General features: G+C 36.9%; 22 protein-coding genes, 1 tRNA gene and 2 riboswitches. Of the genes, 2 read left to right on the plus strand and 21 right to left on the minus strand.

The features are described 5' to 3' along the window. Positions 1-94: 94 nt before the first annotated feature. A complete protein-coding gene (locus K9L86_02310; protein MCF7907693.1) occupies positions 95-310 on the plus strand; it encodes a hypothetical protein in 216 nt (71 codons plus the stop codon). 349 nt (positions 311-659) lie between these two features. Here K9L86_02310 and K9L86_02315 read toward each other — a convergent pair whose 3' ends face one another. From K9L86_02315 to fusA, 13 genes are all read right to left on the minus strand, one after another. Next, complete coding sequence (locus tag K9L86_02315; GenBank protein ID MCF7907694.1) at positions 660-1,265, minus strand: type II secretion system protein GspG; 606 nt, start codon at positions 1,263-1,265, stop codon at positions 660-662. Positions 1,266-1,287: 22 nt separating this feature from the next. Next, positions 1,288-2,691: an HD domain-containing protein gene (locus tag K9L86_02320; protein ID MCF7907695.1), complete on the minus strand. Its 1,404-nt coding sequence runs from the start codon at positions 2,689-2,691 to the stop codon at positions 1,288-1,290. A 64-nt stretch (positions 2,692-2,755) separates the two neighbouring features. After that, positions 2,756-5,686, minus strand: a complete 2,931-nt coding sequence (locus K9L86_02325) for a PAS domain S-box protein (GenBank protein ID MCF7907696.1) — start codon at positions 5,684-5,686, stop codon at positions 2,756-2,758. Positions 5,687-5,887: 201 nt separating this feature from the next. Further along, complete coding sequence (locus K9L86_02330) at positions 5,888-6,595, minus strand: DNA alkylation repair protein (GenBank protein MCF7907697.1); 708 nt, start codon at positions 6,593-6,595, stop codon at positions 5,888-5,890. 48 nt (positions 6,596-6,643) lie between these two features. Further along, positions 6,644-6,844, minus strand: coding sequence for a hypothetical protein (locus tag K9L86_02335; protein MCF7907698.1), 201 nt, complete (start codon positions 6,842-6,844; stop codon positions 6,644-6,646). A gap of 22 nt (positions 6,845-6,866) precedes the next feature. Continuing rightward, positions 6,867-7,157, minus strand: coding sequence for a hypothetical protein (locus tag K9L86_02340; GenBank protein MCF7907699.1), 291 nt, complete (start codon positions 7,155-7,157; stop codon positions 6,867-6,869). 26 nt (positions 7,158-7,183) lie between these two features. After that, the gene (locus K9L86_02345) at positions 7,184-8,116 is read right to left on the minus strand and encodes a DUF3137 domain-containing protein (protein MCF7907700.1); all 933 of its coding nucleotides are present in this window, start codon (positions 8,114-8,116) and stop codon (positions 7,184-7,186) included. A 22-nt stretch (positions 8,117-8,138) separates the two neighbouring features. Next, positions 8,139-8,696 (minus strand): LemA family protein, encoded by a 558-nt coding sequence (locus tag K9L86_02350; GenBank protein ID MCF7907701.1) that lies wholly within the window; start codon positions 8,694-8,696, stop codon positions 8,139-8,141. Between the two features lie 72 nt (positions 8,697-8,768). Next, the gene (locus tag K9L86_02355; protein ID MCF7907702.1) at positions 8,769-9,941 is read right to left on the minus strand and encodes a DNA polymerase IV; all 1,173 of its coding nucleotides are present in this window, start codon (positions 9,939-9,941) and stop codon (positions 8,769-8,771) included. A gap of 125 nt (positions 9,942-10,066) precedes the next feature. Further along, positions 10,067-11,305, minus strand: a complete 1,239-nt coding sequence (locus K9L86_02360; GenBank protein MCF7907703.1) for a M48 family metallopeptidase — start codon at positions 11,303-11,305, stop codon at positions 10,067-10,069. A gap of 70 nt (positions 11,306-11,375) precedes the next feature. Further along, positions 11,376-11,531, minus strand: a riboswitch (cyclic di-GMP riboswitch). A 65-nt stretch (positions 11,532-11,596) separates the two neighbouring features. Continuing rightward, on the minus strand, positions 11,597-12,643 hold the full coding sequence (locus K9L86_02365) for a mechanosensitive ion channel family protein (protein MCF7907704.1): 1,047 nt from the start codon (positions 12,641-12,643) through the stop codon (positions 11,597-11,599). 31 nt (positions 12,644-12,674) lie between these two features. Continuing rightward, on the minus strand, positions 12,675-13,868 hold the full coding sequence (locus K9L86_02370) for a diguanylate cyclase (protein MCF7907705.1): 1,194 nt from the start codon (positions 13,866-13,868) through the stop codon (positions 12,675-12,677). 8 nt (positions 13,869-13,876) lie between these two features. Then, complete coding sequence (gene fusA / locus K9L86_02375) at positions 13,877-16,492, minus strand: elongation factor G (protein MCF7907706.1); 2,616 nt, start codon at positions 16,490-16,492, stop codon at positions 13,877-13,879. A 665-nt stretch (positions 16,493-17,157) separates the two neighbouring features. On the opposite strand from fusA, the gene K9L86_02380 reads away from it, so the two are divergent. Continuing rightward, complete coding sequence (locus K9L86_02380; protein MCF7907707.1) at positions 17,158-17,604, plus strand: GatB/YqeY domain-containing protein; 447 nt, start codon at positions 17,158-17,160, stop codon at positions 17,602-17,604. Position 17,605: 1 nt separating this feature from the next. On the opposite strand, the gene K9L86_02385 is transcribed toward K9L86_02380, so the two are convergent. The 8 genes from K9L86_02385 to K9L86_02420 all read right to left on the minus strand — a co-directional run bounded on the left by K9L86_02385 (position 17,606) and on the right by K9L86_02420 (position 23,912). Next, the gene (locus tag K9L86_02385) at positions 17,606-17,929 is read right to left on the minus strand and encodes a hypothetical protein (protein ID MCF7907708.1); all 324 of its coding nucleotides are present in this window, start codon (positions 17,927-17,929) and stop codon (positions 17,606-17,608) included. An 8-nt stretch (positions 17,930-17,937) separates the two neighbouring features. After that, positions 17,938-18,552: a hypothetical protein gene (locus tag K9L86_02390; protein MCF7907709.1), complete on the minus strand. Its 615-nt coding sequence runs from the start codon at positions 18,550-18,552 to the stop codon at positions 17,938-17,940. A 34-nt stretch (positions 18,553-18,586) separates the two neighbouring features. Continuing rightward, a complete protein-coding gene (locus tag K9L86_02395) occupies positions 18,587-18,820 on the minus strand; it encodes a hypothetical protein (GenBank protein ID MCF7907710.1) in 234 nt (77 codons plus the stop codon). A gap of 49 nt (positions 18,821-18,869) precedes the next feature. Next, positions 18,870-19,589: an anti-sigma factor antagonist gene (locus tag K9L86_02400; protein ID MCF7907711.1), complete on the minus strand. Its 720-nt coding sequence runs from the start codon at positions 19,587-19,589 to the stop codon at positions 18,870-18,872. A gap of 44 nt (positions 19,590-19,633) precedes the next feature. Continuing rightward, positions 19,634-20,368, minus strand: coding sequence for an undecaprenyl-diphosphate phosphatase (locus K9L86_02405; GenBank protein MCF7907712.1), 735 nt, complete (start codon positions 20,366-20,368; stop codon positions 19,634-19,636). Positions 20,369-20,372: 4 nt separating this feature from the next. Then, the gene (locus tag K9L86_02410; protein ID MCF7907713.1) at positions 20,373-21,068 is read right to left on the minus strand and encodes a zf-HC2 domain-containing protein; all 696 of its coding nucleotides are present in this window, start codon (positions 21,066-21,068) and stop codon (positions 20,373-20,375) included. A gap of 109 nt (positions 21,069-21,177) precedes the next feature. Next, positions 21,178-23,148, minus strand: a complete 1,971-nt coding sequence (locus tag K9L86_02415) for a TonB-dependent receptor (protein ID MCF7907714.1) — start codon at positions 23,146-23,148, stop codon at positions 21,178-21,180. Between the two features lie 121 nt (positions 23,149-23,269). Continuing rightward, positions 23,270-23,479: riboswitch (cobalamin riboswitch) on the minus strand. Positions 23,480-23,839: 360 nt separating this feature from the next. Continuing rightward, positions 23,840-23,912, minus strand: a tRNA-Arg gene (locus K9L86_02420). Between the last annotated feature and the right edge of the window lie 8 nt (positions 23,913-23,920).

Raw genomic sequence — 23,920 nt, forward strand, 5'->3', positions numbered from 1 at the left:
TGTGTTTTTTAGTGTTTTTTTGTATACTTGAAAATATTGTCAATTCTGGTATAATAAATACAAGTTAAATGGCTGCTAACAATAAGGAGTAACGATGGCTATAAAAAAGACTAAAAAAGGGCGCCCCAAAAAGGCTATTAAATACACTAAAACAATAAATGTTCGCCTAACCAGCGATCAATGGGTACAAGTCCTTAATTGGGCCCAAAGAGCCAATCTGGAGCCTTCGGTATATATCCGCAAGATTCTTCTAGACTTTCTTAATATCGAACATGAAATAAGTGTCGGTAAAAGTTCGGCTAAGAAATAGAACCCCGGATAAGAACTCGCAACTAAAACATAAGGAAAGAGTGCCGGTTTAGAGACTAAAAAGCCCAGGAAAACCGCATACCTTCTACTTCCGATAATATATCTTATGTTAACTTTTATAAATGAGTGATTTGGCCTCTTTGTTTAATGTCACTAATGACTTTTGGTGTTTTGACAATAACCTGTGAATTTAACCAATGGTCTTTACTTTCTATTGGGTATTACATAATAACCTTACTTTAAAGTCTAGACTAAAAGAGCTCTTAAAGTTGATTGGAAAGGGTGTTTTGGGGCGATTTTAAGTTAACTTAACTGCCTTGGAAGCAGATATAGAAGCCTTCAGTTTGGATTTACCAACAACTGTAAGTACTACAAAAATCCCACTGCATTACCCAAACTGCATCAGTGCCTCCCGGATGCTGAAAGTACCCAGTAGTTACATTACCATCATCAATCACAGCATCAATTCTTTTTGCGGAAGCAAGCGGTAAAGAGCAATTATTTGGGCCGTCGGGATAGCAATAATCTTCAAACTCTACACAAAGTTCAATATCTCCGGCAGGATCAGTCGGCTGCCTGCGGCGATTGGTATTAGTCGTAAATGTATAGATTCCTCCCCAGGGATGTACTCCACTTTTCTGATCTAAATAGGGCCCGTCCCAACCCGGCCAATCACCAGTTAAGTCCGGTGGTGTTGTACTCGGCCAGGCTCTAGTAGGGTTTCTTATTAGGTGTGACTCTATAACCCGACCTTCACTATCGCCTCCATGAGGCCACTTGCCTGTGTCAGCATAAAGAGATCCACAAGCAGTCTTCATGGCTTTAAAATCAGCTATTGCCTTAGCAACTTTAGCCTTCTCAATAGCCTTAAAAGCATTAGGTGCAATGATTGCGGCAAGGATAGCTATGATAGCAATAACCACTATAAGCTCGATAAGAGTAAAACTTTTTTTCATGTCGCCTTCCTCATCAATACGTTTAATCTTCTCTTATAATTTCAATAAGAGCCTCCACCACCTGTGGATTAAATTGAGACCCTTTACTTTCATTTAAGCGCTCGATTGCCTCTGCAACTTCCATAGCCGGCCGATAGGCTCGGACTGAAACCATGGCATCATAAGCATCAGCAACTGAAATAATTTGCGTACAAATATCCATTTTTTTACCCTCAATTTTATCAGGATATCCTTTTCCATCGTAGCGTTCGTGATGAGAACGAACAATCGTCAATAACTGCTCATCAAAGGCCACTGGTTTTAAAATGTGCTCACCGATTATTGGGTGATTTCTGATTATTTCCCATTCTTCTTCGGTAAGACGGGTCTTTTTGTTTAGTATGTTTTTCTGAATGCTGAGCTTTCCAATGTCATGAAGCTCAGCGGCTCGCTTAAGTAATTCTATCCTTTCGGGAGATAATTTCATTTTTTGGCCGATTTTTTCGGCATATTCAACAACCCGATCAGAATGTCCGTGAGTATAGGGATCCTTAGCCTCAAGAATTCGAATTAAAGCCTGCATTGCCCGATAAAAATAATCACGCATTTTGTTTTGGGATTTAGATAAACTCTTAGCCATAGTATTAAAAGATTGAGCTAACTCACCAATTTCATCATGCCCCTTAATACTAACTTGATATTCTAGCTCACCATTAGCTAGATGATGGGTACCTTCGACTAATCTCTCAATACGATCGGTAATTCGCCAAGAAATAATCATGCCCAAAACCACTGAGAGCATAATACCGACGATAAAAACTAACATGGCTCGGTTGTGGACTCGCTTGCGCAAATTATAAACCGAATCAGCCATAATATCGACTCCTAACATGGCTATAGCTTGACCGGCTTGATTAATTATCGGTGCATAACCTGACAAAGTGGCCCCCCACTCATCAATTTCTAACTTTGTGTCAGCCGACGGCCCATCAAAAGCTTTCAACATTTCCGGAAAACGTGAGGCATCATATTTGTCACCCGGATAAGAAGTAAGTCCTTGCTCTATATCCTCGGGTGTATAGCCTGAAGGATCAACAATAAATTGCCATACCCCCTCCTCTTCTGTCTTAGCTAAGGTATAAATATATTTAATTTGAGGGTTGACAGATCGAACCTTGTTCAGTTTTTCAGCAATTACTTTAAAATTTTCAGTCTGTATGCCCTTCTTATTTAACGGTATTTGAATGAGCTTATCCGGGTCAACCAGTAAAGCCGCGGTTTGAGCTATGATCTTAAGTTTATCGCGCAAATCATTAAACTGGCTATTTAAAGTGTATTTATAGATTAGGAAATTACTGAGGGTTCCAGAAAGAAGCATACAAAAAATAAAGGCCAAAGTAACCTTTACTTGAAAACCACGCAGTGGCTTAAAGGTAATCCGTTTCATACTTAAATATTATACCAAAGTTAGATCGTTTTGATAGGGATAAAAGATATGCTTTCGGCGAGAATTAAAACATTTCGATAACCAAAGTAAATTTATCTACCAGTTCAGGATCAAATTGAGTCCCAGAACATCTTCTTATTTCTGCAACAGCTTCTTCTTTGCTCACGCCTAGGTGATAAGGACGAACATTAGTCATAGCATCATAGGAATCTAAGATAGTAAGTATTCTGCACTCTAAGGGTATTTGTTCCCCTTTTAATCCAGTCAAATAACCCTTACCATTCCACCACTCATGATGGTAAAGAATCAAATTTGCAATATGCGATAATTCTTTAGAACGGCTAGCTATGATATGGCCGATCTTTACATGTTCCTTCATTTTTTCATATTCTTTTTCCGATAGTCTTTTTGGTTTAAATAAGATTTTATCCGGTATTCCTACCTTACCTAAATCATGCATTTTAGCTAAAAGATCAAGGTTTCTTTTCTCATTGTCAGAAAGAGCTATAGCATCGGCCATTTTATCGGCCAAGACTGAAAGTCTCTCTAGGTGACCCTGAGATATAAAGTCTCTTTCCGATAAAGCAGCTACTAGCATCTCGATAACCTTATTTTCAGGAATTTCAGGCTTAGCTGAGCGATCCTCATACATATTATCGTCGGCTCGCTGATAAACATCATAAACGGTTTCTTTTCCGGTATCTTGAGCGGTGGCCACACCAATTGAGATATGCATCGGGACTACTGGTTTCTTACTATTATAAATATTGATTAACTTTTTTATTTTATCTCGTTTAACTAAGGCTTCCTTATAATCAACCTGTGGCAATATAATACAAAACTCATCACCACCAACTCGAGCAATCAAATCCATCTTTCTAAAAGGAGTAGTTATGACCTTGGTTGCTGCGACTAATAACTTATCACCACTTTTATGGCCAAAGGTATCATTAACTAGTTTCAGCCGATCGATATCCAAAGATAAAATACTTAAAGGTAATGAACGGGAAAAATCTTTGCTTAAACGAGCCATCTCCTCAGCAAAAAAGGCACGATTATAAATACCGGTGAGCGGATCATAGGAATTAACGTATTTAAGATGCTGCTCGCTTTGTTTTAATAACCTCTCGGCCCTTACGCGTTTTGTGATATCGCGGATATTGCACTGAATAATTTTCTTACTTCCAACCAAATAAAGACTACTAATTAGTTCAACCTCTACCTTTTCACCATTTTTTTTCTCAAGAGTCAAATTATCATAGCGTAGGCTTTTTTCACTCCTTAGTTTTTTAAAAGCTTGCCAAGCAGTGTCATTGTTCTTTGCAAACCCAAGATTGCAAAACTCATTACCAATAATTTCCGATTCTGAGTAACCCAACATATTGACTAAGGCTGGATTAACGGCAATTATTTTTTTCGACAAGACATCAATGATCATCATACCATCGCAAGCAGTTTCAAAAAGACGACGATAGCGAGATTCCGAAGATTGTAGGGCCCTCTCTGCTTTCTTTCGCTCAGTAATATCACTATGTACCTCAACTGCAATTCTACCACATTCCGAATGATCAATCAGTGAAGACTTTACATAACACCAAATACGAGCCCCATCCTTCTTTATGTTTTCGACCTCCCCTTTCCATTCGCCTTCCTTTTTTAAAATAAGTGCAATTTTATCCTTAATTTCCTTAGGGGTTCTATTGCCTGGAGCATTAATTACCGAGATGTCCTTGCCAATCAGCTCCCCGGATTTATAACCAAACATTTTTTCAAATTTAGAATTTGCAGAAATAATCTTGGCATCACGCAAACAAACTAAAACAACCCCTTCGGCTAGATTTTTCATTACTTCATTGTTAATGACCAACTCATTTTGGATTTTTTGTTTTTCGGTAACATCTTCTCCAGAGCCTAATGTTGAAATAATTTTCCCGTCATTGTCACGTAAAAATGAATTATGCCAACCAATGATTCTTTTTTCTCCAGAAGCAGTCAAAACGTTGTTTTCGAAATATTCAACCGGAGCCAATTCCCCAGAAATAAGCTGACTATATACTTCTTTAACTTTAGCCCTTTCATCTTCAGGAATAAAATTATCAAACCAATTTTTTCCAATAATTTCTTGTTCAGAATAACCTAATATTTCACATCCCTTTTTATTGATTAGGCTGACTTTCTGATCAGAATCAATCACGATAATTATGACATTGGCAATTTTAAGATATTCCTGAATGCGCGCCTTTTCCCCCTTTATATCTTTTAGGGCTTTTCTCTGCTCATCAATATCTTGCACTTGAAAAACAAAATACAAAGGCCTACCGTCAACACCACAAACTAATGAAGCAGTTAAAAGAATCCAGATTACTTCTCCGTCTTTGCGAACATAACGTTTTTCAATGCAATAATAAGGTAAACTCCCCTTTAGCATCTTCTCAACGTAATCGATCTCAATGCCGATGTCCTCAGGATGAGTTATTTCCTGAAAATTACTACTTAATAATTCTTTCTTCGAATAGCCTAAGATTGAACACAAAGATTTATTAACTTTTAAAAAAGTACCATTAGGCTCAACTAAAGCTATGCCGATTCCGGAAACCTCAAACATAGTTTTAAAACGCGATTCACTTTCGTTTAAAGAATGGATTAATTCTTGATTTTTGGTGGCGTCTTGAAAGATACCTTGGACTACCGGTTTGCCACCAGAAAAAGTTAACAAAGTAGTTATCAAGACTGGTTTTACTTCTCCGGTTTTAGTTATTATCTCTGCCTCGCGGATAATTTCCCCATTTTGCTTTATCAGCCGTTTAAACATTTTAACGTATTCTTGGGATTTCTCAGGCGGATGGATTGAAGACTGGTGCATTCCAATAAGTTCTTTTCTTTTTCTGGCAAAAAGATTTTCAGCGGCCTTGTTACACTCTATGATTAAACCAGATTCAGCTTCGGCCCAAAGGATAGCAACTCGTGTATTATCGATTAAGGATTTTTTTAACATAAAACCGCCAAAAATAAAAAAAGCGTCAGTTTTTCTAACGCTTTTGAACATCTAAGCTGTTTTTTAGTTAATCTATTTATTTGTTTTTTCCACATAATATTTCGTGGCATATATAATATAACACGATTTTAACATATTATCAAGGTAATTTAGGCAATCGGCCGACCGATCCAGCAATAAAATATTGCTCAGTAAGGATTTTTAAGATTTTTTTAATTTAAGGTAGGCTTGTCTTCTGGCCTCAGGAAATCTCTCAATGGCATATCTAACTGTGATTCGGGGCATTTTTAGCTGATATTTACTTAAAAACCTCTCCTCTAACGACTGGTCACGCTTACCAACCTCACGTAACATCCAACCAGTTGCCTTATGAATTAAATCTTCTTTGTCGCAAAGTAACATTTTAGCTACTTTTAAAGTATCTTTAAACTGATTATTTTTTATGAAGTAAGCTGTTGAAACAATGGCTATTCGTCTTTCCCAAAGGTTCTTTGATTTCGCTAATTTAAATAAAATGCTTCGGTTCTTATCCCAAAGGTAAGCCCCAACAATATTGGCAGCAGTTAAATCAACTAAGTCCCAATTGTTAACATAGCTGGTGTTTTGTAAATATAATCTATAAATTTCGGCTTTCTTGCCAGTAGTAGCTTCTTGAAATTTTAAAACAAGAATTATCAGTGCTAATAAGCGTTCTTCGTGAATTGGTGATTTAATAAGTTTTTTTAAAACAACCAGGCTTATATTTTGATATTCTTTGGCAAGTTTACGAATTTGAGGCACAGTGACTCCGATAAAAATATCACCTTCAGCATATTCACCGGAACCAGTTTTAAAAAAACTCTGTAAGATTTTAGCTTTTTTCTTATTACTATAATTAGCAAGAGTCTTTTTAATCTGCGGCAAAGTCATAACATTGCAATTTGAAGCCCAGAAACATCAGCTTAGAGGCTTTTTAGACTAAACTTTTTTTCTAACTAGCCGCTTAATGTTTGTCGGTGGCTTTTGTATGCTTATTCCACTTCTTCGTAAAGCTTTCAACATTCGGTCGTAAACTTGATAGAGCGTTCGGCCTTCAGTGAGGTGGTTGAGACACAAGGCAGCATAACCTTTACGGTTTTCCATCTTAAAAATCCTTACCTTTTGAACGCTAATTTTCATGCTTACCTCCTCTCTTCTTACTTTACCAGTTATTCTGCTCCATTCGCTTACGATTACAAGAACCCCTTTGCTTCATTTTTCCAACAAATTCATCTTTGTAAGAAGAAATAACATACTTTTCATATTTTTTTTCAGCAATAGTGTTAAAAAGAGCGCCAACCACCGAAGAAAGAGCTAATAACCATATTGTAATTGCAAGGACTCTACCAAATTTTTTTAGGTTTTCAGAGTCAGTTTTAGATGCTCCTAGCAGTACAAAAAAACTCACAATCACCAAACCAACAGCCTTCATTAGCATTGCATAACTTTCCATATAAACACCTCCCTTTTTTTAATAACCTAGGCTTTCGTCCAAATACGTGTATTTAAATTGAGATCTTCGGCTATGCTAACAGCCATACCTAAATCTTCATAGTATTGTTTTATCGGCGCAAAGTCCAAGAGAGTTTTAAATATCCGCGGCTCAAAGAGCCTTCGGGCATAAGGTATTGCGACAAATATTTTTGATTTTACAAATGAAATGTAGATTGCTTTTTTGGTTTTCTTTCTGAAGTCAGCGATTCGTTTCATTAAGCTTGTTGAAAGAATATAGCGAGCCTCGATCTGGTCACTTCCGTATACTGCAAAAAATTTTTCAAACTCCGGGTCTTCTAACCTTATGGGTTCTCCTCGCATCTTATTCCAGGATTGTAGCATTTTTCCAATACCACCAAAGAGCCGTTCGGCAATATCTGGCAAAACCACAGTAATACCCTTAAAGGACTTATTAAAATCAGCAATAAAAAATAGTCCATTAAAAATCGGAGTTCGGTTTCTATTTTTGCCGCTACCGGATTCATGCGCGGCGTGCAATTCTGAAAATCTAACCTGGGTTTTATCTATGGTTCCTTGGATATAATCGTCACCTTTATATCTGTTCGGCCGCAAGTTAAAAATCTTACTTTCAGTAAAATCATCTAAGGATATGTACTTGGTTGGCGAATATTGCAGATTGCCATCAACCGCCTTAATAATTTTCTCAATTATGCTACTTTTGAAATTTTTCCGGTAAGCACTTGAAATTATCTGTGTGGCTACAATACAGCCAACAATGCCGAAAAATATAAAGTGAACCACATGGGCTAGAAGGGCTAAGATTATGGCCAAAGGCGTAATGATCGCCACTACTATATAGATTTTTTTTAATACTTGCTTGCGTTGCTGCTCTAGGATTTTTAATTCTGACCAAAGCACGGTGCTATAGTAATCTTCTAGTTCTCTTATCGTTTTCATTAAGGCTTCTTTTTTCTAGAAATTACTTATTAAAAAGATCCTTTACGCTAACGTTTTTACGTTCTTTTTCAACTATTTCAAATACTTGCTTGCGTTTATAATTCATCATTGAAGCTACTATATTAGTCGGAAACATTTCAACCGCATTATTGTAATCAGTAACTGAAGCATTGTAGGCTCGGCGAGCTGCCGAAATCTGTTCCTCTACTTCATTTAAAGTCCCCTGAAGCTGTAGGAAATTCTGATTGGCCTTAAGATCTGGATAATTCTCAACAGCGACCATTATTCCGCCCAAAGCTTTGGTCATTTTATTATCCAGGTCAACCTTTTGATCATCAGAAAGTGAACTGGAAACAGCCTTAGCTCTCATCTCAGTTATTTCAGTTAAGGTGCCCCTTTCATGTTGCATGTAAGTTTTAACTGTAGCGATTAGATTCGGAATAAGGTCATACCTTTTCTTCAGTAAAGTGTCGATACTGGCAAATACATTTTGGACCTGGTTCTTTTTTCCAACCAAGCTATTGTAAAGAAAAACCGGAATTAAAACCAGTACCCCGAGAATAATAATTGTTGGTAACATCACAAACCTCCTTTTTTACCTCTGTATATATTATCATAATTGACTTACTATCTCAAGACTGAGACTATTACTTTAGCTTAAAAATGTTTTTTTGGCTCGATAAATAGCCTGGTTGCCGAATTTATTTCTTATTGAATCTACTGCCTGATGAACCCTTTCTTTCTTTTTATCTTTTTCTCCCTCAAAAAGACTATCTTTGATTTCAGAGTCCATACAGTTCGATGCTTTAACACCTAACAGGCGTACTTCTCTTTTTTTAAGTTCAAAGTCCGACAAAAGTTTTCTAGCCGTCTTATAGATTGTATCGACAAAGTTAGTAGCGGCAATCAAGGTTAACGATCGAGTGTAGGTTTTGTAACCTTTAAGACGTATCTTTAAAGTTATCGTCCTTGCCTTTAAACCTTCTGAACGCAGGCGGCGTGAAACCTTCTCTGAAAGCCCAACCAGGGTATCTTTAATTAGCTCTTTATCGTTAGTGTCACGCTCGAAAGTAATTTCGTTGCTTATTGATTTTATTTGATCGTTGGCTTCTACTGGACGTTGATCAATTCCTTTGGCTAGCTCCCACCAGTGTCGACCATTTTCACCAAAAATTTCGATTATCGTTTCTAATTTTTTTTCCGCTAAATCACCGATAGTTTTTATGCCTCGCTCTTTAAAAACTGCAGTACTTTTTTTACCTAATCCCCAAATTTTATTAATTTCTAAAGGATGAAGAAAGTCACGCAAATTACTTTCGGTAACCATAACTAAGCCGTCAGGTTTTTCAAGATCAGAAGCAATCTTGGCAGCCATCTTGGTCGGAGCGCAACCAACTGAAGCGGTAAGTCCAGTTGTTTTTTTTATCTGGTCTTTAAGTGCTTGGCAGGTTTTCTTTGGGCCGCCAAAAAGGTGAAAACTCCCAGTTATATCCAAAAAAGCTTCGTCAATACTAATCGGCTCGACCTTAGGTGTAAAATTATAAAATATTTTATAGATTTCTTCTGAGGCTTGATGATATTTATCCATATTAACCGGAAGAAAAACGCCCTGAGGACATTTCTTGTAGGCCAAGGATATCGGCAAGCTTGAATATATCCCAAATTTCCGAGCCTCATAAGAACAAGTTGAAACCACCCCCCTACCATTTCCTTTTTTGGGGTCAGCACCAATAATTATTGGTTTACCAGCTAAATTCGGATTATCGCGCTGCTCAACAGCAGCGAAAAAGGCATCCATATCTACATGCAGGATGTACTTTAGCATAATTTTGGGTTTATTTGGCCTATTTGAAGCCTATCGGTTTTAAATGCCCTAATTATATATATTATTGATATTGTCCAAAATAGAGCTATTTTTGAGCTAAATAGGGGCATTCTAGGGGGCACTTTTTAGGGCATCTTACGAATAGCTTCGACCCGTTTCAATACCGGCGGATGACTATAATCCAAAAATACCTTTAATCGATGCGGGCTTAAATTAGAAAGATTGTTTACAGTGAGCTTTTTAAGCGCCGAGATAAAGGCCTCCGGATTTTGATAGGTCCTTACCGCATAGCGATCAGCTTCATATTCATGTTTTCGCGAAAGCAAATTACCGAATATTGAAAAAATAAAACTAATTGGTGTATAAAGGAAGCTAAAGAATATAAGCCCAGCGTAAACTGATATTTCATCCATTCTAAAAGCATTGAATAGCCCAGGATTTTTTATAAAAAATGAAAGCAGGTAAAACATCAGACCTTTAGTTAATGCTGAGAGTAAAAGACGTTTTATAATATGTTTCTTTTTATAGTGGCCAACTTCATGTGCTAAAACAGAAACAATTTCTTCAGTAGTGTGTTTTTGAATTAAAGTGTCAAATAAAGCAATCCGACGAGATTTGCCTAAACCAGTAAAAAAAGCGTTAGACTTACTTGACCGACGCGACCCATCAATTTTAAAAATACCCTTTATCTTGAACTTTTGCGAATTAGCATAATCGCTAACCGCCTTTTTAAGCTCCCCATCTTCTAAGGGGGTAAATTTGTTAAAAAGCGGTAAAATTAACACCGGAGCAATAAAAATAAAAAAAGTACTTAAGAGAACCGTAGCCAACCAACACCAAAGCCAAGCTCCCTGATCGCTAAACTCGACAAAAAGACGTACAATTAAATAGAAAGCCGGACCGGCAATAATTACCAACAATATCCAGTTTTTAATTAGATCAGTAATAAAAGTTTTTACGGTAGTTTTATTGAATCCATACTTCTCTTCAATAACAAAGGTCTGATAAATAGAAAAAGGTATCTCAATAATTTGAAGTCCGAAAACAATAATTCCGGCAAAAATTAAACCGCTAAACTCAATATTTGAGCTCAAATCTCGGGAGATTCGGTCAACTAAATTGAATCCTCCGCTTAGAATAAAAATGATAACAACTGTCGTAAAGACGGTTTTTTGAATAAGACTAAAGTAAGTATTTTCTTTAAGGTATTTTTGCGAACGACTATAGTCCTCAGGATTATAATAACCTTCAAATTCTGCAGGTAGACTAAAACCAACTGAGGAAATATTTAACATCTCTACGGTCACCCGCAAGACATACTCGCCGATTAAAATAGCTAAAATAATAACTAAATAAGGATTCATAAAACTATTTATTTTTTGAAGTTGAAACTGACAAGATTAAAAAAACCGACAAGGGCTTCACGGTGTGTCTACCGGCAACTCAGCCACCATCATAGTCTAAGGCTCATACTCGCAAAGTTGGGGAGCGTTGCGTTTTAGGAGAGCTTGCGAATCATCTCGCCCAAGAACTATCTTAGGTCTGTCAGTTTTGCGCCCCTTACTTTCGTAAGGTTTGCCCTTATCGGCACCTTAATTATACAATATTTTTGGTGCTAATTTCAACCCAATATTCAGAATATATATACAATATCGTTACTTTGTCAGATGAACAGTCTGAGTAGGAAAAGCAAATTCAATCTTTTTCTTCTCAAATTCACCCTTAATGCCCAGGTTTATCTCTTGTTGAATATCCATATATTTATTATAATCACTGCTAAGCACGTAATAGACTACCTCAAAAATAAGATTAAACTCACCATAAGAAAAGAAATGAGCTCGATCCAAAGTGGCACCCTCAACACCTTCAATTATCTCCCCAATAATCTTAGGTATTTCTTTTAACTTAGAAAGAGATGTGTCATAAGTAGTACCCAGCTGAAACATCACTCTTCGTTTCTGCATTCGCTTATAATTACGTAAGCGAGAATCCGTCAAATCAGAGTTAGAAAAAACTAGCTGTTCGCCGCCTAAACTGCGAATTCGAGTAGTTTTAATTCCAATGTTTTCTACTGTTCCCAAAAGATCGCCAACAATAACAAAATCGCCAACTTCAAAGGGACGGTCAAAAATAATTGAAAAATAACTAAATAAATCCTTTAGAACTGCTTGGGCAGCCAAAGCAATGGCTACACCACCAATACCCAACCCGGCAATAACCGTTGATATTTTAAAACCTAAGTTGTCTAAATAGAAAATAATAGCCAGGGCCCAAATAATAAACTTAGTAACCCTCAAAACACCCTCTAGACTATTCTTTAAAGTTTCACTGCGCCTAGACTTTCGCCAATAAACATCTAAACTATAGGTAATTATACGAATCAATAAACGGACCGTAAAAAAAGTTATTAGCGCCATCACTAGAACGCCTAGGCCGCGATTAACCTGTTCACTTAAGGTCAAGGTTTTAAGACTTAAGTAGAAGGCCGCAAGGTAAAAAATCGGAATAGCTATTTTCTCAATAATTTCAGCTAAGAAATCATCAATACTAGTAAGCGTCTTTGCAGCTAAACTTCTGAGTTTTTTTAAAATGATGAGCTCGAATATCTTTATTACAACACAAGCTAACAGGAATGCACCAATATGAACAATATAATCCTGTAATGAGTTGCCAAGTATAATGTACTCTGAAAATTCTTGCATAGTTACCCCCAAAAAAATATCAGTTAAACTGTTAATTTTCCGAAATCGAATACCGAACTTTAGATTTTTGTATTTCCAAAGTGCTAGCCAGTTCGGTTTCAGTTACAAACCCGAGTTCTTTTAAAATTTCTCCAAGCATAATTCCTCTTTTCCAATGAATTAAAAGAGCTTCATCGAGCTGATTTTGAGAAATTGCCTTTCGTTCAATTAATATCTGACCTAAAGGTTTATCATTGGTTGTCTTTCGATGATAGATTTCCGGTGTTGCGTCTTTATTTGTTTTGGTGTCACGACGATCAACCATAAATTTGCTCTCAGGGATAGTTTTGAGGTAACGCTTTATTTCGGTAACTTTTTCATTAAGCTGAATCATATTTTCGATACCAGAAGTGTACTCTCGATTGACTACGGCAATCGAAATTGTCATCAAAGGTGTATTTGTTAATTTACGAGTTCGATCGCGATTAACCACAAAACCTTGGTTGCGATCTATTTCAGAGTAATGAAAAGGAATAATCGTATCGAAACTTTTAATAAAATTGTGGCATATTTGTGCGTATTTATCCATGGTGCTGATAAAAACAAAATCATCTCCTCCAATATGACCGATAAAATCATCAGAATTTCCGAATTTTTTTACCGCGTCAATTAACAAGTGAGTTGTATGAAGAATTACTCCGTCACCTTTACGGTAGCCATAGACATCATTGAAAGATTTAAAATTATCAATATCTAAATAAGCAAATGAAAATGGTTTTCCAGTTTTAAACTTTTCATTTAAGGCATCCTCAAATATTTTAGCACCAGGAAGACCAGTTAAGGAACTCGCATAAATACTGTGTTGGGCGCGTCTTGCAGCCATTTCAATTCGAATACGTAAATCAAGCGGGTCTGGTGGTTTTATCAAATAATCATCGACTCCTTGCTTTAGACTTAATAATTGAGCGCGTAATTGCCGCTTATTGATTAAAGTTATGACCGGAGTAAAAGCAGTGGCAAAATTTTCTTTTAAAAGCCGACACATGGCTAATTGTTCTTTACGGGCTGATTGAATATCAATGACTATGACATCAGGGGAAATTCTTTTTATTTTTTCGATATCTTGCGGTTGAGTAAATTCACGTAGGAAAACTTCGTATCCCCAACCGTCAAAACAAAAGCGCAGAACCTCTTTTAATTGACTATCCGAAGAGATAATTAAAATTTTATGTATAGTATCAATCATTTAAACTATTATACCACTTTCTTCTGTTCCTCAATTATTTTTTGGGCTATTTCCTTTGGTACCTGGGTGTACTTTTTAAAATGCATTGAGCAACTTGCCCGGCCACTAGATAAAGACCTAAGATTGGTTACGTAACCAAACATTTCCGAAAGTGGAGCCTCAGCCGAAATTAGCTTTTGGTTACCTTTTGAATCCATACCTAAAATTTTCCCCCGACGCGCACAAAGATAACCAACAATACCACTAGTATGCTCTTCTGGAGTAAGTACTTCCAAGCTCATGCAAGGCTCAAGAAGAACCGGACTCGCTTTTAAAAAAGCGTTTTTAAAGCAAGTTCTTGCAGCAATTTTAAACGCTAACTCTGAAGAATCAACTTCATGGTATGAACCATCAACGAGCTTTACCTTAACATCGACCACCGGATAACCGGCATAAGAACCTTTTTTCATTGCTTCAATAATACCTTTCTCAACTGCCGGTATATAGTTTTTAGGTATTGCTCCACCTTTAATGCTATCTTTAAATTCAAAACCAGCAGCTTCTTCATTAGGAGAAAGCTCAATCGCTACGTGGCCGTATTGGCCTCTGCCTCCGCTTTGCTTAGCATGTTTATACTCTTCGCTAGTAGACTGAAGGATTGTTTCTTTATAGGCAACTTTAGGCTGACCGGCCTGCGCTGAAACCTTAAATTCTTCCTTCAAACGTTCAACGATTATTTCAAGATGTAATTCTCCCATACCAGAAAGAATTGTTTCAGAGGTTTCCTCGTCGGTATGAGCGTTAAAAGTGGGGTCTTCTTCTGCTAGTTTAGCTAAACCCTTGGCCATCCTATCCTGATCGGAACGACTCTCCGGTTTTATGCTGATTGAAACGACTGGCTCAGAAAATTCAATTGACTCAAGTAATATTGGATTTTGAATGTCAGAGAGTGTATCGCCGGTTAAAGTGGAACTGAGACCGACAATTGCCGCAATATCACCGGCAAACACTGCGTCAACATTTTCTCGTTGGTTAGCATGCATTCGAACAATTCTCCCGATACGCTCTTTTTTATTTTTAGTTGCATTTAAAACATAAGTTCCGGCCCTTAAGCATCCCGAATAGATTCGAGCATAGATCAATTTACCTACATGCTGGTCAGCTTGGACCTTAAAAGCAAGCGCTGAAAAAAATTCATCATCTTGAGGCTTACGTTCCAAGCTTTTTTCTTTATCATCGGGGTCAGAACCAATAACTGGCGGAATTTCAGCCGGAGAAGGTAGATAGGCAACAACTGCATCAAGCAAGTCTTGAACACCCTTATTTTTTAATGCTGACCCGCAAAAAACCGGAACAATCTTATTTGAAACTGTAGCTTTGCGCAAAGCCTCAGTCAGATCGTCTTTGCTGATTGACTCCTCTGACTGTAAGTATTTTTCCATTAATTTACCATCATAAGAGGCTACCCGATCAACCAAACTATGGCGGTATCTTTGAGCGATTTCTTTATAGCTTTCATGAATATCTTCCGACCTAATATCTTTGCCTAAGGATTCGTCATTATAAAGATGCATTTTCATATTAATAAGATCAATTATGCCTTTAAAGTCACCTTCCTTACCGATCGGTATCTGTAAGGCAACTGGTTTAGCCCCAATAGTATTTTCGATCTCTTCTAAAACCTTAAAAAAATCAGCCCCGACCCGATCCATTTTATTTATAAAGGCTATCTTCGGTACATGATATTTATCCGATTGGCGCCATACGGTTTCAGTTTGAGACTCTACTCCTCCCACCGCACAAAATACAGCAACTGCCCCATCTAGGACCCTTAACGATCTTTCAACTTCAGCGGTAAAATCAACGTGGCCGGGGGTATCAATAATAGTAATTTGGCAATCTTTCCAACTACAAGTGGTTGCAGCTGAAGTTATAGTTATACCTCTTTCCTGTTCTTGTTTCATCCAATCCATCTGAGCTGCCCCGTCATGAACTTCGCCGATTTTGTGCGACCGGCCGGTATAGAAAAGAACTCTTTCAGTAAGAGTAGTTTTCCCAGCATCAATATGGGCCATAATCCCAATATTACGGATCTTGCCCAGTTCTATTTTTCTCTCCGGCAGTGGCTCCTCTACTTTTTTTACTGCTTCAGGCTTAGGCTCGGCTTGTATTTCTGGTTCTTGAGCCGATAGCTCCGGAGTCACTTCTTCACTTGCGGTTTCAGGTTGCCCTTGGGTCAAATCTTTAGTTTCACCTTCCTGCCCTTGGATTAAAGATTCGTCTTCCTTTAGCGATTCTTTATCTGAAGGTAACTCTTCAAATTCCTTAGTTTCTGAAATAGGTTCACTTGGCTGCGCCTGAACTAACTCATTCTCAAGATTGGAAGATTCTTTTTGAGAATCACCGTCCTCAATTAAAAGAATATCTGCTAACTCATCGTCCTTAATAACGCCGCTTCGTTTAATCTCGCGTAATTTATTAAGAATACGAATCCGCTCCTGATCAATTTTTTCGATATCTTTACCTTTTAGCTCCAACTCCTTAGATTTAATCTCTAACTCATTTTTTAATTCTTCACTTTGTTCTTCTAAAAGAGAGTACTCTTCTTTAGATACCCATTCGCTTTGACGTTGTTTTTCTTTCATTTGAGCAACTTCAGCAGCATGTGCGACAGTTTCTTTAGATAGCTGGTGCATTCTTTGAGTCTGATCTTTTAGCTCACTTTCCAAAGAAATAATCTTATCTTTCAATTGATTGATATTGACTTCACGAATTTTGATTACTTCTTCAGCTTGATCAAGTTCTTTTTTAAACTGCACACTCCGGGAAAACTCTTTCTCTAAATCCTTTTCCTTAGTAATCAATTTAACTCTCAAAGCCTCATAGGGACCTTTTCCTTTTTTCAAAGTAAGCTGCTGACTATTAAGCCATTTTTTATTGCGGTTAATTTCCTCGCCCAATTCTTTAGCCTTGAGGCTAAGCTTTTGATGCTCATCTTGCAAGCTGAGATACTCAGCCTGAGTTTTTGTTAAGGCGACAATTTCATTTTTTAATTTTGTTAGTTCCCTTTTTGAAGATTTAAGGTTTTCTGACAAGGCAGAAATTTTTTGTTGTTGCAAGTCAGGCTTAAGGCCAAACTTTGTACCCAGAGTACCTTTTAAAACTGAATCATCTTCGTTGTTAACTAAATACAGTACTAGGGCAATCGATACTCCAATTACAACAAAAATTAAAGTCATATTAAAATTATATCATATCTTTGCTATAAACAAAGACTTGAGAGTTAAAATATGCGTGCTATAATAAGACCATGTTAGAAGAAAAAATTTACCAGGATTTTATAGCTGCCCGCAAAGCCAAAGAAAAGGTGAGTTCTGACCTTCTCGGTATTATTCGCTCAGAACTCAAAAACAAGGCTATTGATTTAAAAAAAGATAAAGTTGATGATACGGAAGGTTTAACAGGACTCAAAAAACAGCAAAAACGCCTCCTTGATACTAAAAAAAGTATTGCTCAGTCACAAAGAAACGATTTGATTGCTAACACTAATCAAGAAATCGCCCTTTTAGAAAAATATCTGCCTAAACCGCTTGCTGATGATGAATTGATAAAAATTATCGAAATAGCTATTTCGGATGCTAATGCTTCCTCAATTAAAGATATGGGTCGAGTAATGAAAGAAGTGATCGCTAAGGTTGGCGTTCGGGCTGATTCGAAAAAAGTTAGCCAAATAGTTAAAGAGAAACTTTCAGCTTAATTTACCACTCTCCAGACCATTCAACATCGCCACTTTTGCCTATGTCTTGAAAAAGCTCCTGAATGAATTCAATAATTGGATGAGTGTTTTTTTGAGCGGCCTTTTTAATTAGATTTTCTAAACGTTGAGGTTTTTCTATTTCCTCACTAACTTTATCAAAATTAAAATCAACTTCCTTGTCAAAATAGTTTTCTAGATCTTTCATGAAAATTTTTGAATTGTAGTTTTGACGATAATCAGCTAACCTAGTTATTTTCTCAGCTCTTTGACGACGAAAAGATTCAAGTCTAGGATCCTCTTTTTCGGGCCTTTTTGAATCACTCATCTTAAATTTTAAGGGTTAATCTTGTCACGATTCCAAGAATGCCAAGTCCGTTGTTGGTTTTCAATTTTCCAAGAACCATCTTTTTGCTTAACAACTGAAAGATAAATCCCGGCTCCAGTAGAGCGATTCCATTGATTAGCGACATGCAAGATAGCACGAGTTCTTTGACGGTTAAAACCTACCCGAGAAAGAGTTAAAATTCCTCCTGAACTAGGATAACGGTCATAATAACTATCCCAGTGAGGATTATGATCAAAAATATAGTCAATTTCTTTTTGACTAATAATAATGTAATCGACCCGTTGATTTATAAAGCTCTCTAAAGAATAAGTCCTTACATTCTTGGCCTTAAAATCATTAATAATTTCATCTTCTAGGACAGGCATTTGCTGTCTAACGTAGTCTAGCTCAGTTTCAATCGGTCTGCCTAATTGGTAAACGCTGGTATGATCTCGAATCAATATCTCTTTATTTTGCTCATTTGAATACCACTCGTCAACCACCGTTGAGTAAATTAAATACTCATCCAGTTCAAAGCCATATTCATTAATACCTAAGGCATTACCTTGGGGTAAAATGATTAAGCAGACAATCACTATGAAGATATAGCGCTTGATTTCCATTAAAAATATCACTAGCTCTAAAGAGGTGAGCTCTTTACATCAAAGTTACTGCTTCTTGAATGAATGGTAAGATTGCTTCAGCTTCTTCTTTAGAAACTCTTCCTAAACGGGTAAGCCTAAAGTCACCGTTTGAATCCCGATTTTCGCGGGTAATTTGCAACTTCTTAGCACCTTTGTTGTAAGAAAATACCCCGACTGTGACTTTTGTTGTTTCTGATTCCCAAGATTTAGAAAAAATCTTCTCGTCTAAATTGCTATCGTATGGCATATGCCCTCCTTTTTAACCGATTTATTATATCACATAATTTACAATTCGACTATTCCTGTGCCGAATGAGTTGTATGTTTTTCAACAAAAAGTACTATTTTTTCTTGAATTTCAGGATTTATGTCATTAAATTCAAGCCCCATACCGGGAAAATCTTCCGGCTGTATCTCTTGGTCAGAAATCCAGACTATTTTAGCATCAACTTCAAGTGTACCTGGTTCAGGAATTAGGTGTATTCGAGTATGTAATAAATCACCCATTGAAAATAATTTTTGGGCAGCTACAAAAACTCCATCCCCGCTTAAATTGATAATTTTTCCGCTATAGAACTCATCTTGACTAGAAAACTTCTGTCGGTATTCAATACTGGAGTTAAACGGTATTCGTTTAAAGCGTCGACGAAACTGACTGTCTGATGACTCAATGATATTCTTTTCTTCCTTAATCTTCTTTATCGCATGATCTTCGGTAACATGATATTCAAAGATTCGATCTAAACCTACGATTGAAAATAATTTCATTACATGGGAGGGAACATTGCATAGCTTCATTGCTCCCTGATGATTCGATACATTTTTATAAATTACGGCAATAAGTGATATGCCTACATAATCAATTAAATTAACACCTTCAAAATTACAAATGACGTTCTTGGATTTATTACTAAGAACCCAGCCAACAGTTTCAACAAAATTAGAGGCATTGATATCAATATTCCCTTCTAGGTCCAAAATGGCCATGCCCTCTTTTTCACGAATATCTATCTTCATTTGTCTCGACGAAATTACCCCTCTAGGGATTTGGTTAAGTTACCTTAGACAATTATGCTCAGAATTGCTACTAAAATACAGTAATAACCAAAAATAGCAAATTTCTCAGATTTTAGCACTTTTTTGACTATTTTCAAAGCTAAAAATCCTGAAGCAAATGCGGCCACAAAACCTCCACTAGCAGCCAAAATTGACATATTTAAGTCGGGTAGCTCCTTCATTTTTAGCAAAAATGCCCCTAAGGTAACTGGGATCATCATTAAAAACGAGGTCGTAAACGCCTCTTTTGGTTTAAAACCCCTACCGATCAATCCAACGATAGTAATCCCTGAACGAGATATCCCTGGAAATATAGCTAAGCCCTGCAATAACCCGATAAATAATGATTCTTTTGTGGTAACAGTATCATAATTTCGCTGTCCGAAAACTTTTTTCATACTAAGCAAAATTAGACCATTTATGATGAGAAGTAAACCAATCCAAAGTTTATTTTCAAAAAAACCAACTAAAAAAGTGTTAATAGCTAGGCCAATTATTGCAGTAACTAGGGTAGTTATCCCTAATTGAATCAAAATCCTTCTTTTAGACAAAACTGACAATATGTCTCGACGTAAAAAAATAACGACTGCCAACAAAGTTGCTAAATGAAGAAGAACAAAGAAAGGAAGTAAATTTTGGCTAAAAGACAAAAGTCTTTTTATGATATAAAGATGTCCGGAGCTACTTATTGGAAGGAATTCAGTTAATCCTTGAGTAATGCCCAAAGCTATGGTTTTCACTAAATTAACCCTTTAAAAGAAGATAAAGCAAAGCGCCAAAAATAATTATACCAATAGCCAGTATGGTATATTCAAGAATCCCTGCCTTGCTTTTATTAAGTGGGATATCATCTAACACAAATTCCTCTTCAGGTTCGCTAACCGGTGTTTTTTTCGGCTCTGGCTCCGGTTCTGGTTCTGGCTCGGGAAGAATTTCCTCTTTTTCTGGTTCGGCCAAAGTTTCAGCGGGAACTGGCTCAATATTTTCGGAAGGCTTTCCTTGATTAGACTCTGGTTCCAAAGAAGCCAAGGCCTCTTCGGTTTTTTCAGGAACAATTTCAGTTATCTCCTCAGAAACAACTGGCGTTTCTTTAATTTCTGGCTCTGGTTCTATAGCTGGTATCTCTGAAGAAATATCAGCTGCACCAGGCACATATTCCATATCCTCTCTTGGCTCAACCGGCAAAGCCGGTTCAGGAGCTAACTCTGGTTGAATCTCTGGAACTTCTTTTTCAACTGAAGGTGTTATTACTGGCTCTGGCTGAGCTTCTTCTGATTTTACCGATTCTTCGTCAATAGCCAACTTATCCATGAGTTCGCCTAAAGTACTCCGACAATCATGGCAAACACAAAGATGCTCTTCAACATTTTTTATTTCATCTTCATTCGCAGTGTGATTAAAATATTTAGGAATTATAATTTTAATTTCTTCGCAGTCCATACAGCCTCTCCTTTTTTTAAGGATATATGATTTTGTAATATTATAGCATAGAGAGACCCTATCGCAAGAAAATATTTTAACCAGAGAGGTTATTTAACTTAAAATAGCCCTAAAAGCTTACTTTACAACCGGCAAAGAAGTTTCTTTCTGGAGAAGGATAAAGTCCTCGCGTGGTACCGGTAAGATTAGTTGCAGCGTACTCACTGTAAAGTTCGTTAAATAAATTATTAACACCGGCAAAAAGCTCTAACTTTTTTCCGGTATAACTTAATTTTATATTAGTTGTGTTGTAACTTTTTAACTTAGGGCTGATATTATTAAGATCATTAATTAAATAAACTTTATCTCGATAAAGATAATCAGCAAAAAATGAAAAGCGTTCAAAAAAATCATATTTTACCGAAGCTGTAAGCATAGCCTTAGGAACGAAAGGAACTTCCTTTCCAGCGTAAACACCGCCACGGAATTTCGCATCGATAAAGCGATAGCCGAGAGTAAACTTTGTATTGTCAAATGGGGTAAGGGTTGTAGTGAGATTCGCACCTTGACGACGAATTTTACTATAATTTTCGTTAGCGAACGTCCCTGGGTTGTAGTATATTTCGTTATTAACATTCATTTGAAAATAATCCAAAGATGTGGTTAAAAAGTCAGTTAAACGCATATTGGCCCCCAAACTTATAGTTTTAGAACGTTGTGGTTTTAAATTTGTATTAATTGCTGCAGCCGGCCAAGTAACTAAGTATTCATCGGTCTTACCGACCCTCAAACCTCGCGAAAAATTAAGATAAATATTACTTTCGTTATCGATTTTATAGTTAAGTCCAGTTTCATACAAGCCTTCTCGAAAATTCAATCCATCATCAGTGCTTGTAGAACCAAAATAATCAAAAGTAAACTTTTCTTTTTGCACCCTAGCCCCTAAATGCCCAGCAAGTTTTTCATTAAAGCTAATTTCATCCTGTAAAAACCAAGCTAGGCTCTGTCGATCAATGTCAGTAGCCGCGCTTGAGGTATCAGCTGATAAATCCGAACTATAAAATTCAAATCCGGCAATTAGCTCTTGTTGAATTCCTCTAGTATCAAAAGACAATAATAGTTGTGGCCGCGCTTGAAAATTAGTTATATGTTTGTCAGTAGACATGCTATAAGAAAGTAAATCCTCCAACTCATTTCGGTTACGATAAAATAAATCAACTGAAGCAATCAGCTCAGGTGAAAACTCGTTTTTAATAGTTAAGCCTAAAGTATTATCCTCTCGTTGATAGTTATTTAAAGGAGTTGTTGAGTCACGACGTGAAGTTCCAGCTAACCGTTCAGCTTCGGTTATATCATCTGGCAATCCATAGATATATTCGTGATGAGTCAAGTCAGCACTTATCTCTAACTGTTCGGTAGGCCTAGAGTTTAGTTCTATTGAGCTGTATTTTGAGCGGTAATGACTATTTTGACGATAACCACTTGTTGAATGGTACTCAGAAAATGTGCGAAACGATAAAAGGTCTTCTCCACCTGAGGCTGAAATAGACTCTTTGGTCGAGCGGTAACTTCCGGCTTCAAAGTTAACTTCAACTGAAAGATCCTTAGCTTGAGGATCTTTTGAAATAATATTAACTATTCCTCCGGCAGCACCCTCTCCATACAGGACAACTCCGCCACCCCGGATTACTTCTATTCGTTCAACATTTTTTAAGGGCAACTCAGTCCAGTTAACTCCGCTCATATCGATTTCATTAATTTTTCGACCATTCACTAAAACCAGCATGTTTGATGCAGCATTATCACCAAAACCCATCATATCAACAGTTGTCTTAACGTTAGTTCCGTAATAATCGCTGACGTGTAACGACGGAACATTTCTTAAGAAATCAATTACTGTGCTTGATCCGCTAGCCTTGATATGTTTCTCGGTATATACTTTGGTCGCATAAGGAGTTTCAGAAATTGTTGTTTCTTCTACTCCGGCATAAGGAGTTACTACTATTTGCTCTAAATCTATTTGTCCTTGCGCCAACAAAGGACTTAATGATCCAAATTGAATAGTCAAAAATAATATTAAAAATACAAAACACCTTTTCATACTACCCCCTCCTTTAAAACTAATCTTAAAATAAAAAAACCCTATACCTTCTGGTATAGGGTGCACCCTGATTTACTTGGCCCTAAAATAAAAAAATTCAGGTAATGTTTCCACGCAAAACCTAAACTTTGCTTCTTACGGCAGGTCTTCTGACTTCCCTACATCTTTTAGCTACCTTCCCACCTGCATTTTAAAACAGATAGTGGTTTAAATCGCTAAAAGGGCCCTAAAATTATCTCTAGGGGTCGGGATCACAGCACCGGGAGTGTCTCCGATTCTCACGGAGTTCCCTATTAAGCTCCTTTTGAGCACCGTAAAATTAGCTACTTTTATACAAAGAACATCTGTATTATAACTTACAACTTTAACCTGTCAACATAAATAGCTCTTCATTTTCGCTAATTTCAAGGCTTTAATTTTACTGAAACTACTTTCAGCAAAGTTAAAAACTACCTTGAAATATGCATATAAATATGTTATATTTTCCTGAATCGCTAATATATTTAAATAGCAATAACTATGAAAAAATCATTTACTTTAATCGAACTCATTGTAATTATGATAATCACCGCTCTCCTAACGATCATTATTAAGCCTCGGGTTTTTATAAGCGCAGAAAAAGCCTATATGGGGCAAAAAAATAAAGCCTTCTTCCTTTCATCTTTCCAATAAAATGACCGATTTTAAAACATGCCCCCATCCCGACTCGAACGGGAATTTCAGCCTTAGGAGGGCCGCGCTCTATCCTGTTGAGCTATAGGGGCGACGAATG

This window comes from Candidatus Omnitrophota bacterium (genome assembly GCA_021735655.1).
Lineage (GTDB): Bacteria > Omnitrophota > Gorgyraeia > Duberdicusellales > 4484-171 > JAHKAJ01.

Coding starts and splice junctions, on each gene's coding strand:
- K9L86_02310 (MCF7907693.1), top strand. CDS start 95: ATGGCTATAAAAAAGACTAAAAAAGGGCGCCCCAAAAAGGCTATTAAA.
- K9L86_02315 (MCF7907694.1), bottom strand. CDS start 1,265: ATGAAAAAAAGTTTTACTCTTATCGAGCTTATAGTGGTTATTGCTATC.
- K9L86_02320 (MCF7907695.1), bottom strand. CDS start 2,691: ATGAAACGGATTACCTTTAAGCCACTGCGTGGTTTTCAAGTAAAGGTT.
- K9L86_02325 (MCF7907696.1), bottom strand. CDS start 5,686: ATGTTAAAAAAATCCTTAATCGATAATACACGAGTTGCTATCCTTTGG.
- K9L86_02330 (MCF7907697.1), bottom strand. CDS start 6,595: ATGACTTTGCCGCAGATTAAAAAGACTCTTGCTAATTATAGTAATAAG.
- K9L86_02335 (MCF7907698.1), bottom strand. CDS start 6,844: ATGAAAATTAGCGTTCAAAAGGTAAGGATTTTTAAGATGGAAAACCGT.
- K9L86_02340 (MCF7907699.1), bottom strand. CDS start 7,157: ATGGAAAGTTATGCAATGCTAATGAAGGCTGTTGGTTTGGTGATTGTG.
- K9L86_02345 (MCF7907700.1), bottom strand. CDS start 8,116: ATGAAAACGATAAGAGAACTAGAAGATTACTATAGCACCGTGCTTTGG.
- K9L86_02350 (MCF7907701.1), bottom strand. CDS start 8,696: ATGTTACCAACAATTATTATTCTCGGGGTACTGGTTTTAATTCCGGTT.
- K9L86_02355 (MCF7907702.1), bottom strand. CDS start 9,941: ATGCTAAAGTACATCCTGCATGTAGATATGGATGCCTTTTTCGCTGCT.
- K9L86_02360 (MCF7907703.1), bottom strand. CDS start 11,305: ATGAATCCTTATTTAGTTATTATTTTAGCTATTTTAATCGGCGAGTAT.
- K9L86_02365 (MCF7907704.1), bottom strand. CDS start 12,643: ATGCAAGAATTTTCAGAGTACATTATACTTGGCAACTCATTACAGGAT.
- K9L86_02370 (MCF7907705.1), bottom strand. CDS start 13,868: ATGATTGATACTATACATAAAATTTTAATTATCTCTTCGGATAGTCAA.
- fusA (MCF7907706.1), bottom strand. CDS start 16,492: ATGAAAGAAAAACAACGTCAAAGCGAATGGGTATCTAAAGAAGAGTAC.
- K9L86_02380 (MCF7907707.1), top strand. CDS start 17,158: ATGTTAGAAGAAAAAATTTACCAGGATTTTATAGCTGCCCGCAAAGCC.
- K9L86_02385 (MCF7907708.1), bottom strand. CDS start 17,929: ATGAGTGATTCAAAAAGGCCCGAAAAAGAGGATCCTAGACTTGAATCT.
- K9L86_02390 (MCF7907709.1), bottom strand. CDS start 18,552: ATGGAAATCAAGCGCTATATCTTCATAGTGATTGTCTGCTTAATCATT.
- K9L86_02395 (MCF7907710.1), bottom strand. CDS start 18,820: ATGCCATACGATAGCAATTTAGACGAGAAGATTTTTTCTAAATCTTGG.
- K9L86_02400 (MCF7907711.1), bottom strand. CDS start 19,589: ATGAAGATAGATATTCGTGAAAAAGAGGGCATGGCCATTTTGGACCTA.
- K9L86_02410 (MCF7907713.1), bottom strand. CDS start 21,068: ATGGACTGCGAAGAAATTAAAATTATAATTCCTAAATATTTTAATCAC.
- K9L86_02415 (MCF7907714.1), bottom strand. CDS start 23,148: ATGAAAAGGTGTTTTGTATTTTTAATATTATTTTTGACTATTCAATTT.